A 16,800-nucleotide genomic window follows, 5' to 3' on the forward strand; every position below is an offset into this window, starting at 1 on the left:
GAGTCACCCAAGTTGCTGGCCGATGGTCGCGACCATCGCGTCGACGGCGAACTTGGGTTTGACGTTGACCGCCAGCGCCTCGCGGCACTGAAGCACCGCCTCGATGCAGCGCAGCAGCCGCTCGGGTGAGGCATGGTCCGCCAGCGCGGCCACCCGATCGGCCATGTCGGGATGATTCGCCTGGACGCCACCGGCGTGCGCCGACACCACCAGCGCGTCCCGGAAGTAGGTCGCCAAGTCGATCAGCGCGCGGTCCAGCGCGTCGCGCGACGCCCGCGTTTGGCGCGACTTCTGCCGTCGCTCGAGATCCTTCATCGCACCGGTGGCCCCCCGCAGCGCGCCCGCGGTGCCCTTGCCCGTCCCCCCGGCGCCCAGCGCCGTCCGCAGCTCTTCGGTTTCGGCCTCGGCGCGGTCCGCGGTCAGCACCACGGCCTCGGCCTCGGCGGCGGCCACCAGCTCCTCGGCGGCTGCGTAGGCGCGGGACGGGGTCGCCGCGTCGCGCACCAGCCCCAGCGCCCGCTCCCGTCGCTGCCGGGCCTCGGGGTCGGTGGCCAGCCGGCGCGCCCGCCCAACGTGTCCGCCGCTGACCGACGCCGCCCAGTTGGCCGTGTCGACGTCTAGGCCGTCGCCGCCGGCGAGGACTTGCGCGATCGCCTCGGTCGGCGGGGTGACCAGCGCGACGTGCCGGCAGCGGGACCGCAGCGTGACCGCGATGTCCTCGGGGTCCACCGACGGCGCGCACAGCAGGAAAACCGTCGACGGCGGCGGTTCCTCGACGACCTTCAGCAGCGCGTTCGCCGCGCCCTCGGTCAACCGGTCGGCGTCCTCGATCACCACGATCTGCCGGTGCCCGGTGGTGGGGCGGCGCGACGCGATCTGCACGATGCCGCGCATCTCGTCCACGCCGATCGACAGGCCCTCCGGAATCACCCGGCGCACGTCGGCGTGGGTGCCGGCCATGGTCGTCGTGCACGCCCGGCAGCTCCCGCACCCGGGCTCCCCGTCGGAAGTGCATTGCAACGCGGCCGCGAAGCACAGCGCCGCAACCGAGCGGCCGGAGCCGGGCGGCCCGGTGATAAGCCACGCGTGTGTCATAGTCCCGTCGCCCGCATCGCTGTGAGCCGGATCACCGCGGGCGGCACGGGCGGCGGCGAGCAGCCCGGCCACCACGGCCTCCTGGCCTACCAGCCGCGTAAACACTCCGGACATCACCGGCAACAGTAGTGACACCGGCAGACAGATACCGATCGGCCACCGTATCGCGACAATTCCGTTACCTGACGCCCGTTTCGGCAGGTGTTGGCGGCTTGCCGGGATACTTATTGTTTTCCGAGAAGTCCGCCCTGCCCGATACGGTGGATTGGTGGCAACCGAGGCAGCACTGACCGGGCGAATCAGCGCGTTCGTCCGGTGGGTCGTGCGCACCCCGTGGCCGCTGTTCGCACTGAGCATGCTGCAAGCCGACATCATCGGCGGACTTTTCGTGCTGGGCTTCCTGCGCTACGGCCTGCCGCCCCAGGACCGCATCCAGTTGCAGGACCTGCCGCCGGTCAACCTGGCCGTCTTCGTCAGCGTCGTGATCAGCCTGTTCCTGGCCGGGATCGTGTTCAACCTCAGGCTGATGTTGCCGGTGTTCCGCTGGCAGCGTCGCGACAATCTGCTGGCCGACGCGGACCCGGCCGACACCGAGCTGGCCCGCAGCCGCGCGCTGCGGATGCCGTTCTACCGGACGCTCACCAGCGGGGTGGCGTGGTGCATCGGCGGTGTGGTGTTCATCGTCGCCAGCTGGTCGGTGGCCAGGTACACCGCGCCCGTCGTGGCGGTCGCCACCGCGCTCGGCGCCGCCGCGACGGCGATCATCGGTTACCTGCAGTCCGAGCGGGTGCTGCGCCCGGTGGCGGTCGCGGCCCTGCGCAGCGGCGTGCCGGAGAACGTCAAGGCGCCCGGCGTCATCCTGCGCCAGATGCTGAGCTGGATGCTGTCCACCGCCGTGCCGCTGCTGGCGATCGTGCTGGCCGTGGTGGCCGACAAGGCCTCCCTGCTGCACGCCACGCCGGAGAAGCTGTTCAACCCCATCCTGCTGTTGGCGCTGGCGGCGCTGGGCGTCGGGTTGGTGAGCACGCTGCTGGTGGCGATGTCCATCGCCGACCCGCTGCGGCAGCTGCGCTGGGCGCTCTCGGAGGTGCAGCGCGGAAACTACAACGCGCACATGCAGATCTACGACGCCAGCGAACTGGGCCTGCTGCAGGCGGGCTTCAACGACATGGTTCGCGACCTGTCCGAGCGGCAGCGGCTGCGCGACCTGTTCGGCCGCTACGTCGGCGAGGACGTGGCCCGCCGCGCCCTGGAGCGCGGCACCGAGCTGGGCGGGCAGGAGCGCGACGTCGCTGTTCTGTTCGTGGACCTGGTCGGCTCCACCCAGCTGGCCGCGACGCGGCCGCCCGCCGAGGTGGTCCACCTGCTCAACGAATTCTTCCGCGTCGTGGTCGACACCGTCGGCAAGCACGGCGGGTTCGTCAACAAGTTCCAGGGCGACGCCGCGTTGGCCATCTTCGGCGCGCCGATCGAGCACCCCGACGCTTCGGGCGGCGCGCTGGCGGCCGCCCGCGAGCTGCACGACGAAATCCTTCCCGTGATCGGCTCGGCGGAGTTCGGCATCGGGGTGTCGGCCGGCCGCGCCATCGCCGGCCACATCGGCGCGCAGGCCCGCTTCGAGTACACGGTCATCGGCGACCCGGTCAACGAGGCCGCCCGGCTCACCGAACTGGCCAAGCTCGAGGCCGGGCACGTGCTCGGCTCAGCGATCGCGGTCAGCGGCGCGCTGGACGCCGAGGCGCTGTGCTGGGACGTCGGCGAGGTGGTTTATCTGCGCGGGCGCGCGGCACCGACTCAGCTGGCCCGACCGGTGAAACTGGCCACCCCCGAAGGGGTTGCCGGCGAACAGGTTTCGAGCGAGGTCAGCGGCTAAGCGCGCTTGGCGGCCTTCTTGGCCGGCGCCCTGCGGGTGGATTTCTTCGCGGGCCGCTTGGCGGGGCCCCTGGCCCGCCGGTCGGCCAGCAGCTCGGCGGCGCGCTCGTCGGTAATCGCCAGCACGTCGTCGCCCTTGCGCAGGCTGGCGTTGGTCTCGCCGTCGGTGACGTACGGGCCGAATCGGCCATCCTTGATCACCATCGGCTTGCCCGACGCCGGATCGGCGCCCAACTCGCGCAGTGGCGGCGCCGAAGCGCTCTGCCTGCCACGGCGTTTGGGTTCGGCGTAGATTTTCAGCGCCTCTTCGAGGGTGATGTCAAAGATCTGATCCTCGGTCGCTAGGGAACGAGAGTCGTTGCCGCGCTTCAGGTATGGGCCGTAGCGGCCATTCTGCGCGGTGATCTCCTCACTGGACTCGGGGTCCACGCCGACCACGCGGGGCAGCGACAACAGCTTCAGCGCATCCTCGAGCGTCACGGTCTGCAGGTCCATGCTGCGCAGCAGCGAACCGGTCCGGGGTTTGGGCCCGGTGGGTTTCTTGCCCTTCTTCGCCGGCGCTGCGCTGTCGGGACCGCCGTCGCCCGAGTCGGGCTGCGGGGGTAGGACCTCGGTCACGTACGGCCCGTACCGCCCGTCCTTGGCGACGATCTCGTGCCCGGTTTGCGGATCGACGCCCAACACGCGCCCCTCCTGCGGGGTGGCGAAAAGCTCTTCGGCCACCTCAAGAGTCAGCTCGTCGGGGGTCAGCGAGTCATTGAGATTGGCCCGCTGCGGCGTCGGCTCGCCCTCGTCGTTGGTCACGATGCGTTCCAGGTAGGGCCCGTTCTTACCCACCCGGACGTGGACGGGCCGACCCTGCGCGTCGTCAAACACCCTGATGGAGTTGACTTCTCGCGCGTCGATGCCTTCGAGGTTGACGCCGACGAGCTTCTTGAGACCACCCGAGCGGGCCACCGAGTCGGCCACACCGTGGTCACCGCCGAAGTAAAAGTTGTTGAGCCAGTTGGTGCGTCGCTCGGTGCCCGACGCGATCGCGTCGAGCTCGTCTTCCATCGCCGCGGTAAAGCCGTAGTCGACGAGGCGGCCGAAATGCTGTTCCAGCAGCCCGGTGACGGCGAACGCGACCCACGAGGGCACCAGCGCGCTGCCCTTCTTGTACACGTAGCCGCGGTCCTGGATGGTCTTGATGATCGACGCGTACGTCGACGGACGCCCGATGCCCAGCTCCTCGAGCGCCTTGACCAGCGAGGCCTCGGTGTAGCGCGCCGGCGGGTTGGTGGCGTGGCCGTCCGGGGTGAGCTCGAGGGCCTCCAGCCGCTGCCCCTCGCTCACGTGGGGCAGCCGCCGCTCGGCGTCGTCGGCCTCGCCGCCGGCCAGCTCGTCCACCGTTTCCACGTAGGCCTTGAGGAAGCCGGCGAACGTGATGGTGCGCCCGGTCGCGGAGAACACCACCGGCGTTTCCCCGGCCGGGCCGCTCGCCGTGCCGGCGATCCGCAGGCTCAGTGTGGTGCCGCGCGCGTCGGCCATCTGCGAGGCCACCGTGCGCTGCCAGATCAACTCGTACATCCGGAATTCGTCGCCGTCGAGCTCGCGGCGCACCGCGTCCGGAGTCGCGAAAGTCTCACCGGCCGGCCGGATCGCCTCGTGCGCCTCCTGGGCGTTCTTCACCTTGCGGGTGTACTGGCGCGGCGAGGGCGAGACGTACTCCTCGCCGTACAGCTGCCGCGCCTGGGTGCGCGCCGCGTTGATCGCCGACTCCGACAGCGTCGTGGAGTCGGTACGCATATAAGTGATGTAGCCGTTCTCGTAGAGGCGCTGCGCGATGCTCATGGTGCGCTCGGAGGAGAACCGCAACTTGCGCCCGGCCTCCTGCTGCAGCGTCGACGTCATGAACGGGGCGTACGGGCGGCGGGTGTAGGGCTTCTCCTCCACCGACGCCACCGACAGCTGGGCGCCCCGCAATCCCGCCGCGAGCTGCGTCGCGCCGGCCTCGTCCAGAATCACCACCTCGTCGGCCTTACGCAGCTGACCCAGCGAGTCGAAATCGCGGCCGGTGGCCACGCGCAGACCGTCGACGTTGGTCAGCCGGGCCGTGAAGGTGGGCGGCTGGGCCTGCGGGTCGGACACGCTGGCGTCCAGCTGAGCGACGATGTCCCAGTACGACGCGCTGCGGAAGGCCATCCGATCGCGCTCGCGCTGCACGATGATGCGGGTGGCCACCGACTGGACCCGGCCCGCCGACAGCTTGGGCGCGACCTTCTTCCACAGCACGGGGCTGACCTCGTAGCCGTACAGCCGGTCCAGGATGCGGCGGGTCTCCTGGGCGTCGACCAGGTCGATGTCCAGGTCGCGGGGATTCTCGGCGGCCTCCAGGATCGCCGGTTCGGTGATCTCGTGAAACACCATCCGCTTGACCGGGATGCTGGGCTTGAGGGTTTCCAGCAGGTGCCAGGCGATGGCCTCGCCCTCGCGGTCGCCATCCGTGGCCAGGTAGAGCTCGTCGACGTCCTTCAGCAGGCCCTTGAGTTCGCTGACGGTGTGCTTCTTCTCCGGGCTGATGATGTAGAGCGGCTCGAAGTCGGCATCGACGTTGACCCCCAGCCTGGCCCACGGCTCGGACTTGAACTTGGCGGGCACGTCGGCCGCGGAACGGGGCAGATCGCGGATGTGGCCGCGCGAGGACTCGACGATGTAGCTGGAGCCCAGGTAGCCGGCAAGTTTGCGCGCCTTGGTCGGCGACTCGACAATCACGAGCCGCCTCCGGCTGCCATTTCCGCCGCTGCCGCGGCCTTTTAGCTTCGGGTCAGCCAACTGCGCTTACGCTCCATCTCTTATCCCGGCCCCCCTTGCGAGACCGCCCTGCTGGAAGAATGACAGGCCGGCGTCCGAAATTCCGGTGAACTCAGATACGCCAGCGTTCCTTCGCCCTTCAGGGCATCTGACAATTTCGCACCCTCGGGCGGGCCTGCGCAAACCGGCTGGCGAAATTTCCGGTGCTCGAGCCCGGCTAGACGCGGGGCCACAGCGACAACGCCTCGTCGCCGTCCGGGGGTTCCCCCACGTTCTCTACCAGGCGCGAGAGCCTGCGACGGCCGCTTATCCGAAGCGCCGGGCGACCGCCGCGGGTGCCGATCAGCGTGGGCGCAATTCCGACCCGCATCAATGCCGACGCAAGCGGGGAATGGGTGTCGGGCGCGTGCGGGTCGAGACCCAGCAGATAGTGGTCGCCCTCCGGGTTGCCGGCCGCCAGCGTCCACGCCCGCAGCTCGCGCGGCCCGGGCAGCCACCGCGGGGGCACCGTCTTGACCGCGCCGCGGGTCCATTCGGCGGCGAGCGTCACCAACGAAGGGGTCACCTCCGTCCGCACCAACGGGGAGTCCTCGTCGGTGCGGCCGATCTCGGGCACCAGGCCCGCATCCCGGATCATCTCGGCCAGCGCCGAGGCCCGCCACATGCGGTCGACAACCACTGAAAGCCGGGCGCCCTGCCCGCGACTTTCAGACGGAGCGCCGACCAGCACGATCTGCCCTGAGGCCGCCAGCACCCCGGAAAGATCGGCGACCGCGGGCGGCACCGACTCCGCTGTGAAGAAGGAAAGCTGGCTCACGCCACCGACAGTAGGCCAGGTGGTCCGTCCGCGTCTTCAGGTATTCGGCGCGGCGGGTTGGGCAGCGTCCGGACAGACTCCAGACAGAATGAAAACCCCCCGGCGGGGCCGCTAGGCGGGTCGCGCGGGGGGCTCTCGTGGAGAACTGCTCGTCTCAGACGGAGCGGACTCCGGTGGCCTGGGGGCCCTTAGGGCTGTGGCCGATCTCGAACTCGACCTTCTGGTTTTCTTCGAGGGTGCGGAAGCCCGAACCCTGGATCTCCGTGTAGTGGACAAAAACATCTGCGGAACCGTCCTCGGGCGCAATGAACCCGAAACCCTTCTCCGCGTTGAACCACTTCACAGTTCCCTGTGGCATCTCTCGATCTTTCCTTTTCTTTTGGGTGCGGGGCACCGCCTTTCGGTGCCCCGGGCCGAAGCACGACCGCCATACCTCGCTGAGTCGCCGGAACTTCACCCGACCGATAACCTCGCAGGAACCGCGGCCGCAACGTTGTTCCTGCGAAAGTTTGACACGAACACAGAAGCTGCGACCGCAAATAGTCAACCATGTTCATGGCGTCGGCGACAGACTTGTGTCCGGGACTGATTCTTGGCTCGATTTTTGGAGGGCGTGAGGTGGCCAGTTTCGGCGCCGACCTGCTCGCCGTCGCACTCGCGGGTACCGCGCCGGACGAGCGTCCGCTGCGCCATATCGCCGAGTTGCCCGCGCGCAGCGGCCGCCCGCACCGCTGGCCCGAATGGGCCGAGCCCGACGTGGTCCGCGCGTTCACCGAACGCGGCATCAGTGACCCGTGGTCACATCAGGCCTCGGCCGCGGAGCTCGCCCACGCCGGCCGTCACGTGGTGATCAGCACCGGCACCGCGTCGGGCAAGTCACTGGCCTACCAGCTTCCCGTCCTCAACGCGCTCGCGACGGACCCGCGCGCCCGGGCGTTGTACCTGTCGCCGACCAAGGCGCTCGGTCACGATCAGTTGCGCACCGCGCACGCGCTGACCGCGGCGGTTCCGCGGCTGCACGACGTCGCGCCCACGGCCTACGACGGCGACAGCCCGGCCGAGGTGCGCCGCTTCGCCCGCGAACGCTCCCGATGGTTGTTTTCCAACCCCGACATGATCCACCTGTCGATCCTGCGCAACCACGCCCGCTGGGCCGTGCTGTTGCGCGGCCTTCGATTCGTCATCGTCGATGAATGCCATTACTACCGTGGCGTTTTCGGGTCGAACGTGGCGATGGTGCTGCGCAGGTTGCTGCGGCTGTGCGAGCGCTATTCCTCGTCGCCCACAGTCGTTTTCGCCAGCGCGACGACAGATTCGCCGGGCGCGACGGCGGCCGAACTCATCGGCCGTCCGGTGCGGGAGGTCACCGAAGACGGCTCGCCGCAAGGGGCCCGGACGGTGGCGTTGTGGGAGCCCGCGTTGCGGGCCGACCTGACGGGCGAGAACGGAGCGCCCGTGCGCCGCTCCGCCGGCGCTGAGGCGGCGCGCGTGATGGCCGACCTGATCGCCGAGGGGGCGCAAACGCTGACGTTCGTCCGGTCGCGGCGCGCGGCGGAATTGACCGCGCTGGGAACGCGGGCGCGCCTCGACGACATCGCCCCGGAGCTGTCCTCGAGGGTCGCGTCGTACCGGGCCGGCTATCTCGCCGAGGACCGCAGCGCGCTGGAGCGCGCTTTGGCCGAGGGCCGGCTGCGCGGCCTGGCGACCACCAACGCGCTGGAGCTCGGCGTCGACATCGCCGGCCTCGATGCCGTGGTGCTCGCCGGGTTCCCCGGGACGGTTGCTTCGTTCTGGCAGCAGGCCGGCCGGTCGGGTCGGCGGGGCCAGGGGGCGTTGGTGGTGCTGATCGCGCGCGACGACCCGCTGGACACCTACCTGGTGCACAACCCCGCGGCGCTGCTGGGCAAGCCGGTCGAGCGGGTCGTGATCGATCCCGGCAACCCCTACATCCTCGGTCCCCAGCTGCTCTGCGCGGCGACCGAGATGCCGCTTGACGAGGCCGAGATCCGGGGCTTCGGCGCCACCGACGTGGCCCAGGGCCTGATCGATGACGGGCTGCTGCGCCGGCGCAACGACAAGTACTACCCGGCGGCCGGCGTCCAACCGCACGGCGCGGTGGACATTCGGGGCTCGTCCGGCGGCCAGATCGTCATCGTCGAGGCGGACACCGGGCGGCTGTTGGGCAGCGCTGGGGTGGATCAGGCCCCGGCCTCGGTTCACCCGGGAGCGGTCTATCTGCATCAGGGTGAGACCTACGTCGTCGACGCCCTGGACACCGAGGACGGGATCGCGTTCGTCCACGCCGAGGATCCCGGCTACGCGACGTTCGCGCGTGAGCTCACCGACGTCGTCGTGACCGGGGCCGGTGAACGCCACGAGTTCGGCTCCGTCACTTTGGGTTTGGTGCCGGTTCGGGTCACTCACCGGGTGGTGGGCTACCTGCGCCGCCGGCTGTCCGGGGAGGTCATCGACTTCATCGAGCTGGATATGCCCGAGCACGTGCTGCCCACCACCGCCGCCATGTACACCATCGATCCGGATACCTTGCTGCACAATGGGGTTGACGCGCCGCGCGTTCCCGGCTCGTTGCACGCCGCCGAGCACGCCGCCATCGGACTGCTGCCCCTGGTGGCCAGCTGCGACCGCGGGGACATCGGCGGCCTGTCCACCGCGATCGGTCCCGCGGGGCTGCCCACCGTCTTCGTCTACGACGGTTATCCGGGCGGGGCGGGTTTCGCCGAACGGGGCTTCCGCCAGGCCCGCACCTGGCTGGGCGCGACGGCCGCGGCGATCGAAGCGTGCGACTGCCCGAACGGATGCCCGTCGTGTGTGCAGTCGCCCAAATGCGGCAACGGCAACGACCCGCTGGACAAGGCGGGCGCGGTACGGGTGCTGCGATTGGTGCTGGCGGAACTGGGTCGCGACATGCGCTGACCACCCCGGGATGGCGACCGACCCCTCAACGGTCGACCCCCAATAAACCAGCGTCGTGACAGACGCCAATAGAAATGCCAACATACCACCACGCACCCCGAAGACGTGGGCAAACGACACACCGCAACCAATCACACCCGGGCCGCGTCCCACCCGGCGGCCGCCGTAAAATCGGCCGCATGGCCCACGACTGGTTGCTCGTGGAGACGCTAGGGGGCGAGCCCGCCGTAGTGGCGCAGGGACGGCAACTCAAAAACCTCGTCCCGATCACCACCTTCCTGCGCCGCAGTCCCCACCTCGCGGCCGTCCGGACCGCGGTCGCCGAGTCCGTCCAGACGGGGCAGAGCCTGACCAGCATCACCACCAAGCGCGACCGCGTCATCCGCACCGAACCGGTGGTGATGTCCGATGGCCGCGTGCACGGCGTCCACGTCTGGACCGGCCCCGCGGACGCCGAACCGTCCCAACGGCCCATCCCCGGGCCGCTGAAGTGGGACCTGACCCTCGGCGTGGCCACCGATACCAGGGAATCGCTCGCCAACAGCGGCAAGAATCCCGACGTCGAAGTGACCTTGGGCAGGGCTTTCGCGGAAGACCTGCCGTCGCGCGAACTCAATCCGAACGAAACCAAAGTGCTTGCCATGGCGGTCAGGGCCAAGCCCGACCAAACGATCTGCAGCACATGGGATGTCACCGACTGGCAAGGCAAACCCATTCGGATCGGTTTCGTCGCGCGCACCGCCATAGAGCCGGGACCGGACGGCCGCGACCACCTCATCGCCCGGGCGATGAACTGGCGCTCGGTACTCAAGGGTCCGGTGGTGTCCACAGACGATCTGGCGCAACGGATCCTGAACGGACTGGCCCAGGCCGGGGTTCACCGGGCGCTCGTCGATCTCGACAGCTGGACCCTGCTGAAATGGCTCGACGATCCCTGCCCCTTCTACGACTGGCGCGGCAACAAGACGGACAGGCCCAAGGTCCACCCCGAGGACGAACACCTCAAGACCTCGATGACAACGGAATTCGTCGGCCGCCCGACCAGCCGGGTGCTGCGCATGCGGGGCTACGACGACGATTGGGTGCCGGTGCACGTCACGGTCAACAAGGTGGAACTGGAACCGGACACCTTCGCCGGACTGGTCTCACTGCGATTGCCGACCGACGAGGAACTCGCCGCCGCGCTGCCGAAGGCCTCGGACGATACAACCTAGCCGCCGTCGACCGGCCCCGCCCGCGCGGCGGCCCGCGCCGCGCCGCCGAAGGCCACGGCGATTTGGACCGCGACGACGACGTCGAGCTCGTCCACCTCGCATCGCACGTTGTTGACTCGCATTGCGCGCGCCACCTCCGCCGCGCGGTCGCAGGCGGCCGCGGCTCCGGCCGGCAGCCGTGCGGCGCCGGCCAGCGCGGCCAGGTCGGCCGCGGCCTGCGCACGATGGCGCGCCAGCACCGCCGAGCCGACATAGGCGCCCGCACCCGTGACCGCCAGCAATACCCCAACCATCGCCGCGGCGACCACCGTCGCCGACCCCCGCTCACCGCGGAGGTTCGGCGGCCGAGACCGCCCTTGCCTCAATATCCAAGGTTGGCAACAGCTTTGACCGGGCGACGACCGTCGCCACGAGGAAATCTCCGTCGCGGCGCACCTGCACCCGCGCCCCGGCCGGCGCAACGCGACGCGCGGCATCGAGCGCCGAACGTTCGTCGCCGCGCGCGGCCAGCCGGGCCGCCTCGCGGGCGGCGTCGACGCAGCGCACCTGCATCGACACCGCGGTGACACCGGCCAGGCACAGCACCAGCACCACGACCAGCGCGGCGATCGCGAGCGCCGCCTCGACGGTGCTCGACCCGGCACAATCCGCTAAACCTTGGTGTTGAGCGCGCGACCGATGATGTTGGTCAGCGCCGAGACGACGGAATCGCCCGTCACGACGGTGTAGAGGATCGCGCCGAACGCGGCCGCGGCGATCGTGCCGATCGCGTATTCGACGGTGGACATGCCCGACTCGTCGGTCGCCAACGCGGCGACGCGCGCCAGCAAGACGCGGAAATTGTTGACCATCAATGCCTTCCTTTCGTTTCACAGCAGGCCCGATTGCACGACATCACCGGCCAGCCCTGCCACCACCGGCACGATGCCCAGGCACACGAACGCGGGCAGAAAGCAGAGACCGAGCGGTCCGGCGATCAGGACCCCGGCCCGCTCGGCGGCCGCCGTGGCGGCATGCGCGGCGTCCTGGCGGGATCGGTCGGCCAACTCGGCGACGCCGCGGGCCAGGGCCGAGCCGGAGGACGCCGAACGCCGCGCCAGTCGCAGCAGCGAATCGATGTGTGCGCCGGGCGCGCCGGCCGACTGATCCGCCGGAACCGACCATGCCACAGCGGGATCCGCGCCCAGCGCCAGCAGATCGGCGGCGCGTCGCAACACCCCGGCCAGCTGCGGTGGTGCCGACGGGGCAGTCGCCGCCGCGGCCGTCGACACCGCCATGCCGGCCTCCAGGCACACGGCCAACACATCGAGGGCGGCGGCAACCGCCAGCGGATCGTGACCGTTTGGCGGCCCCGCCGAACCCGCCTGCCGCCGGCGATGGGGGCGCGGGAGTAGTCCCGCACGCGACCGTAGCACCGACGGGCCGGGGCCGACCCACAGCGCGGCGGCCAGCAGCGCCGCGGAAGTATTCATGTCCCGAGCCGGTCGGTAATGCGGTCCGACCACAACAGGCCGCCGCAGGTCAGGGTCGACCCGATGACCAGCAGCCAGCCGCCGGCGTGCCCGCCGAGCAAAAAGCTCAGCGGCCGAGCCCCGATCAGCTGGCCCAGCAGCACGCCGAGCACCGGCAGGCCGGCCAGTATCGTCGCGGTGGCGCGCGCCCCGGCCATACTCGATGTCACTTGTGCCGAAAAGCGTTGCCGCTCCACGATATCGCGCTGCGCGGCGCGCATCAGCGTGGCTATCGCCAGCCCTTGGTCACTGGCCAGTTGCCAGCACACCGCTAGTCGATCCCACTGCGCGGGCAGGGTCGACGAGCGCGCCGCGGCGCGCAGCCCGGCCGTGACGTCGGCGCCCAACCTGGCCCGCGCCGCGACCGCGCGCAACGACGCGGCCACCGCCCCAACGCTTTCCCCGGCGGCGACGTGGAACGCGCGCACCGGATGGGCGCCCACGCGCAACTCGCCGACCAGCACATCGAGGCCCGCTACCAGGGTCGCACCCTCTTGCGCGGCGCGCCGGGCCCGCCGGCGACGGCGGTAGCGCAGGCTCGAGGTCGCGCCCACCACCACGACCGCGAGGGCCGCCGTCGCAGGCAGCAGGACGGCGACGGCCAGAAAGGCGAACCCGGCGACGTACGGCACCTTGTTGTGGCCGGCGCGCCTGCGGCGAACGCGCGGCGGGCTCGCCACCCGGTGCCGCGGTGGCGGCGGAAGCGCCAGCAACGCGAGGGATAACAGCAGGGCGGCGATCGTCAGGGCATTCATGTCGAGGTCCGGCTTCGCAGCAGGCGATGGAGATCACCCGCATCGTCGGTCAGGCCCCGGCCCGCGTGCCACACGGTGACCGCGCGGACCTGCCCGTCGACGGGGCGCAGCACGGCTATCTCGGCGAGCCGACGCCGGCCGGCCCGGTCCCGTGCGACATGTAGCAGCACCTGAACCGCCGCGGCGAGCTGGCTGTGCAGTGCCGCCCGGCCGAGGCCGCCGAGCGCGCCCAGCGCCTCCAGGCGGGCGGGCACCTCGCCCGGACTGTTGGCATGCACGGTGCCCGCGCCGCCGTCGTGTCCGGTGTTCAGCGCCGCCAGCAGATCGACCACCTCGGCGCCCCTGACCTCGCCGACCACGATGCGGTCGGGCCGCATCCGCAACGCCTGCCGGACGAGTTCACGCAGCGGAACCTCGCCGGCGCCTTCGACGTTGGCGCACCGCGCGACCAGCTTGACCAGATGCGGATGCCGGGGCGCCAGCTCGGCGGCATCCTCGACGCACACGATCCGTTCGACAGGCGCCACGGCGCCCAGCATCGCCGCCAGCAAGGTCGTCTTGCCGGCCCCGGTGCCGCCGCACACGAGGAAGGCCAGCCGGGCGGCGATGATGTCGGCGATCAGCGCGCCGGCCCGCGTGTCGATCGCGCCCGCTGCGGTGAGGGCAGCCAAATCCTGTGTGGCCGGCCGCAATACGCGCAGCGACAGGCAGGTGCCGCCGGCCGCGATGGGCGGGAGCACCGCGTGCAGCCGCACCGCGAAATCCCCCGAACCGATGCCGGCCAGTTGGCCATCCACCCAGGGCTGCGCGTCGTCGAGACGCCGACCGGCAGCCAACGCCAGCCGCTGCGCCAACCGCCGCACCGCCGCCTCATCGGCGAATCGAATGTTGGTGCACCGCAATCCGTTTCCATCGTCCACCCACACCGTGTCGGGCGCGGTGACCAAGACGTCGGTGGTGCCGTCGGCGCACAACAACGGCTCGAGGATGCCGGCGCCGGTGAGCTCGGTTTCCAACACCCGGAGATTGGCGAGGACCTCGGTATCGCCGAGCATTCCACCGGACTCGGCGCGGATCGCGGCGGCCACCACGCCGGGACGCAGTGGGGCGGCTTCGGATGCCAGCCGCTCGCGCACCCGTTCGATCAGCGAGCCGCTCACGCCGCCCTGCCGTTCCGCGCCGAACCGGCCGACGGCAGTACGGCCAGCACCCGGCGGGCCGCCACCATGAGCGGACAGCGCCGTCCCAGCCGCAGGCCACCGTGTTCCAGCTGCCGGGTGAGTTGCGGCTGAGCTTTGACGGACGCGACGAGCGGCAGGCCGGCGATCTCGGCGACCTCGGTGGCCCGCAGACCCCCGGGCGACGGGCCGCGCACGACCAGCCCGAGATTCGGATTGGCCGCGGCCAGCACGGGGGCCATGGCCGCGGTCGCCGCGCACGCCCGCACGTCGCAGCGGCTGACCACCACGACGAGATCGGCGGCGTCCAGCGCGGCTTGCGTCGCATCGGTGAGACGGCGCGGAAGGTCGCAGACGACGGCGACGCCACCGCGGCGCCCGGCATCGACCACGGCGTCCACCGGCGCGCCGCCCAGCTCGAAGCCGTGGCGCGTGCCGGACAGCAAGCTGATCCCGCGGTGTCGCGGCAGCGCGTCGCGCACCGCCGACCAGTTCAGCCGGCCGCCCTCCAACGCCAGATCGGGCCACCGTAGGCCGGGCGCGCTCTCGCCGCCCACCAGCAAATCGATGCCGCCGCCCCACGGGTCGAGGTCCACCAGGAGCGCGTCGCCGGCGGCTTGCGCCACGGCGACCGCGAAACAAGACGCGCCGGCCCCGCCGCAACCCCCGACCACGGCGACGACCTCGCCGCGCGGCCCGTCATCGCGCGCCGATTCACCGGCCTCGGCGAGCTCGCGGATCAATTCGCGCTCTTGCTCGGGCAGCGCCAGGACGCGTTGGGCGCCGATGGCGACGGCCGCTGCCCATGTCGCCGTCGCGGGGTGCGCGAGGGCCACGACGCTGACGTGGGCGCGCCGCGGCAGCGCCAGCTGCTCGCATCGCTCCGCGGCCGCCTCGTCCAGCACCACCGCCGCGGCCGCCGACCACGTCTTGCGGCTCAGCGCGGAGGCGCCGGCATGAACCACCCGAACGCCGACGGCCGCGGCCACCCGGTCCGTCTCGTCGCGCAGTTTCGGATCGGTCACCATCGCCAACACGGCCGAGGACCCCGCCGTTTTGGTCCCCGTGGCGCTGGTCATCCACCCACCCTGCGGGCCCGTGACCTTGGCACACCAGTCCCAAAGCCGGATTTGTGGATAGAGACGCCAGTGTGTACAAACGCCTGGCCGCCGAGCGCGTCGGCGGGTTCGAAGACGCGATTCCCGCAACGCGCGATGGTGGGCGGTACGAAGCCCGACCGGGCCGGAAAACTTACCCCAGAAAAGGGACGACCCCCGCCAGGGGGGGAGGAGGCGAGGGTCGTCGTGTATCAGCCCCGGGGGGTCGGGCTGATGCACCCTCGGCTCAGGCCGAGTAATGCTTACTATACACACGACAGTCCGCACTAACGCAAGTAGTTGTTCTGGCGAAAGGTGCGTTGAGCCGCAAAAATACCGACGGTATGTTATTCGGGGCGCGATGAGCGGCTGTTTTCGGCCTAACTGCGCGGCGCCGCCGGACGCCCGACCTATGCTGGGTCGGTGACCGTATTCGACTCGGCCGCACGGCAGCAAACCCCACTGGAAACAGCTGCAACTACCGGTCCCCGCGCTCGTACCGCCGCCTTCTTCGACCTCGACAAGACCATCATCGCCAAGTCCAGCACGCTGGCTTTCAGCAAACCCTTTTTCAACCAGGGACTGCTCAACCGCCGCGCCGTGCTCAAGTCCAGCTACGCCCAGTTCATCTACCTGCTCTCCGGTGCTGATCATGACCAGATGGACCGGATGCGCCTGCACATGACGAACATGTGCACCGGTTGGGACGTGGAACAGGTCAAGTCGATCGTCAACGAAACGCTGCACGACATCGTGACCCCGCTGGTGTTCGCCGAAGCCGCGGACCTCATCGCCGCCCACAAGCTGTGCGGCCGCGACGTCGTCGTGGTCTCGGCGTCCGGCGAGGAAATCGTGGCGCCCATCGCCCGGGCGCTCGGCGCCACGCACGCGATGGCGACCCGGATGGTCGTCGACGACGGCAAGTACACCGGCGAGATCGCGTTCTACTGCTACGGCGAAGGCAAGGTGCAAGCGATCCGCGAGCTGGCCGCGCGCGAGGGCTATCCCCTCGAACACTGCTACGCCTACTCCGACTCGATCACCGATCTGCCGATGCTCGAGACCGTCGGCCACCCGAGTGTGGTCAATCCGGACCGCGGTTTGCGCAAGGAAGCGGTCGAGCGGGGCTGGCCCGTGTTGATGTTTTCCCGCCCGGTGTCCCTGCGTGACCGGCTCCCGGCGCCGTCGGGCGCCGCGATCGCGACCACGGCCGCGGTGGGCGTCACGGCGCTCGCCGCCGGCGCGGTCACCTACTCGTTGCTGCGCCGCTTCGCCTTTAGGCGCGGCAGCAAACATGCCATTCGCGCAATACATTTTTGCTTCGCATTTAGGCCTTGATGTGGTTCGGGTCTAGTAGTACAAAGGAACCACGGAAGCCCGGTGAGGCCTAGGTCGATCCGGAAGAGAAGGATCGTTCTCCCGAGTCGGGCGCCCAGCATGGAACCCGGCACCCACGCGGAGTCATAGCCGCGATAATGGCAGAAGTGTTGCGGGCCTGCGTAATTGCGAAAAGTGGATGGTATCGACGGCCCTT

The 16,800-nt window shown here is 70.2% G+C and carries 15 protein-coding genes; 4 read left to right on the plus strand and 11 right to left on the minus strand.

Translation table 11 applies throughout. The features are described 5' to 3' along the window. Positions 1-3: 3 nt before the first annotated feature. On the minus strand, positions 4-1,209 hold the full coding sequence (locus A5787_RS23660) for a DNA polymerase III subunit delta' (RefSeq protein WP_066971579.1): 1,206 nt from the start codon (positions 1,207-1,209) through the stop codon (positions 4-6). 106 nt (positions 1,210-1,315) lie between these two features. Here A5787_RS23660 and A5787_RS23665 point away from each other — a divergent pair, with 106 nt between their 5' ends. Continuing rightward, on the plus strand, positions 1,316-2,968 hold the full coding sequence (locus A5787_RS23665; RefSeq protein WP_156764097.1) for an adenylate/guanylate cyclase domain-containing protein: 1,653 nt from the start codon (positions 1,316-1,318) through the stop codon (positions 2,966-2,968). Here A5787_RS23665 and topA read toward each other — a convergent pair. The 3 genes from topA to cspA form a co-directional block, all read right to left on the minus strand. Further along, positions 2,965-5,781: a type I DNA topoisomerase gene (gene topA, locus A5787_RS23670; protein WP_066971581.1), complete on the minus strand. Its 2,817-nt coding sequence runs from the start codon at positions 5,779-5,781 to the stop codon at positions 2,965-2,967. The two genes, A5787_RS23665 and topA, sit on opposite strands and share 4 nt — an antisense overlap. Positions 5,782-5,977: 196 nt before the next feature. After that, on the minus strand, positions 5,978-6,577 hold the full coding sequence (locus tag A5787_RS23675) for a hypothetical protein (protein ID WP_066971582.1): 600 nt from the start codon (positions 6,575-6,577) through the stop codon (positions 5,978-5,980). 154 nt (positions 6,578-6,731) lie between these two features. Continuing rightward, positions 6,732-6,935 (minus strand): cold shock protein CspA, encoded by a 204-nt coding sequence (gene cspA, locus A5787_RS23680; protein ID WP_007166602.1) that lies wholly within the window; start codon positions 6,933-6,935, stop codon positions 6,732-6,734. A 260-nt stretch (positions 6,936-7,195) separates the two neighbouring features. On the opposite strand from cspA, the gene A5787_RS23685 reads away from it, so the two are divergent. Next, a complete protein-coding gene (locus A5787_RS23685) occupies positions 7,196-9,511 on the plus strand; it encodes a DEAD/DEAH box helicase (protein WP_066971584.1) in 2,316 nt (771 codons plus the stop codon). 179 nt (positions 9,512-9,690) lie between these two features. After that, on the plus strand, positions 9,691-10,725 hold the full coding sequence (locus A5787_RS23690) for a PAS domain-containing protein (RefSeq protein WP_066971586.1): 1,035 nt from the start codon (positions 9,691-9,693) through the stop codon (positions 10,723-10,725). On the opposite strand, the gene A5787_RS23695 is transcribed toward A5787_RS23690, so the two are convergent. From A5787_RS23695 to ssd, 7 genes are read right to left on the minus strand one after another with little or no spacing between them, the layout of a single operon-like run. Beyond that, a complete protein-coding gene (locus tag A5787_RS23695) occupies positions 10,722-11,018 on the minus strand; it encodes an Rv3654c family TadE-like protein (protein WP_231994131.1) in 297 nt (98 codons plus the stop codon). The two genes, A5787_RS23690 and A5787_RS23695, sit on opposite strands and share 4 nt — an antisense overlap. 31 nt (positions 11,019-11,049) lie before the next feature. Then, entirely contained in the window at positions 11,050-11,334 is a 285-nt protein-coding gene (locus A5787_RS27500; protein ID WP_156764102.1) for a TadE family type IV pilus minor pilin, read from the minus strand. 41 nt (positions 11,335-11,375) lie between these two features. Further along, positions 11,376-11,576 (minus strand): DUF4244 domain-containing protein, encoded by a 201-nt coding sequence (locus A5787_RS23705; protein WP_066971592.1) that lies wholly within the window; start codon positions 11,574-11,576, stop codon positions 11,376-11,378. Positions 11,577-11,594: 18 nt separating this feature from the next. Beyond that, on the minus strand, positions 11,595-12,197 hold the full coding sequence (locus A5787_RS23710; protein WP_066971594.1) for a type II secretion system F family protein: 603 nt from the start codon (positions 12,195-12,197) through the stop codon (positions 11,595-11,597). Continuing rightward, positions 12,194-12,991 carry a type II secretion system F family protein gene (locus A5787_RS23715; RefSeq protein WP_066971596.1) on the minus strand — a complete coding sequence of 266 codons (798 nt, stop codon included), beginning with the start codon at positions 12,989-12,991 and terminating at the stop codon, positions 12,194-12,196. The genes A5787_RS23710 and A5787_RS23715 overlap by 4 nt, the downstream gene beginning before the upstream one ends. Further along, the gene (locus A5787_RS23720) at positions 12,988-14,151 is read right to left on the minus strand and encodes a TadA family conjugal transfer-associated ATPase (RefSeq protein WP_066971598.1); all 1,164 of its coding nucleotides are present in this window, start codon (positions 14,149-14,151) and stop codon (positions 12,988-12,990) included. The genes A5787_RS23715 and A5787_RS23720 overlap by 4 nt, the downstream gene beginning before the upstream one ends. Beyond that, positions 14,148-15,197: a septum site-determining protein Ssd gene (ssd, locus tag A5787_RS23725; RefSeq protein ID WP_066971645.1), complete on the minus strand. Its 1,050-nt coding sequence runs from the start codon at positions 15,195-15,197 to the stop codon at positions 14,148-14,150. Before ssd ends, A5787_RS23720 begins: the two co-directional genes overlap by 4 nt. A gap of 492 nt (positions 15,198-15,689) precedes the next feature. On the opposite strand from ssd, the gene A5787_RS23730 reads away from it, so the two are divergent. Beyond that, a complete protein-coding gene (locus A5787_RS23730) occupies positions 15,690-16,604 on the plus strand; it encodes an HAD-IB family hydrolase (protein ID WP_066971600.1) in 915 nt (304 codons plus the stop codon). Positions 16,605-16,800 lie beyond the last annotated feature (196 nt).

Origin of the sequence: Mycobacterium sp. 852002-50816_SCH5313054-b (assembly GCF_001667185.1) — a bacterium.
Classification (GTDB): Bacteria; Actinomycetota; Actinomycetes; order Mycobacteriales; family Mycobacteriaceae; genus Mycobacterium.

Coding starts and splice junctions, on each gene's coding strand:
- ssd (WP_066971645.1), bottom strand. CDS start 15,197: ATGGTGACCGATCCGAAACTGCGCGACGAGACGGACCGGGTGGCCGCG.
- A5787_RS23715 (WP_066971596.1), bottom strand. CDS start 12,991: ATGAATGCCCTGACGATCGCCGCCCTGCTGTTATCCCTCGCGTTGCTG.
- A5787_RS23710 (WP_066971594.1), bottom strand. CDS start 12,197: ATGAATACTTCCGCGGCGCTGCTGGCCGCCGCGCTGTGGGTCGGCCCC.
- A5787_RS23705 (WP_066971592.1), bottom strand. CDS start 11,576: ATGGTCAACAATTTCCGCGTCTTGCTGGCGCGCGTCGCCGCGTTGGCG.
- A5787_RS23690 (WP_066971586.1), top strand. CDS start 9,691: ATGGCCCACGACTGGTTGCTCGTGGAGACGCTAGGGGGCGAGCCCGCC.
- cspA (WP_007166602.1), bottom strand. CDS start 6,935: ATGCCACAGGGAACTGTGAAGTGGTTCAACGCGGAGAAGGGTTTCGGG.
- A5787_RS23660 (WP_066971579.1), bottom strand. CDS start 1,209: ATGTCCGGAGTGTTTACGCGGCTGGTAGGCCAGGAGGCCGTGGTGGCC.
- A5787_RS23695 (WP_231994131.1), bottom strand. CDS start 11,018: ATGGTTGGGGTATTGCTGGCGGTCACGGGTGCGGGCGCCTATGTCGGC.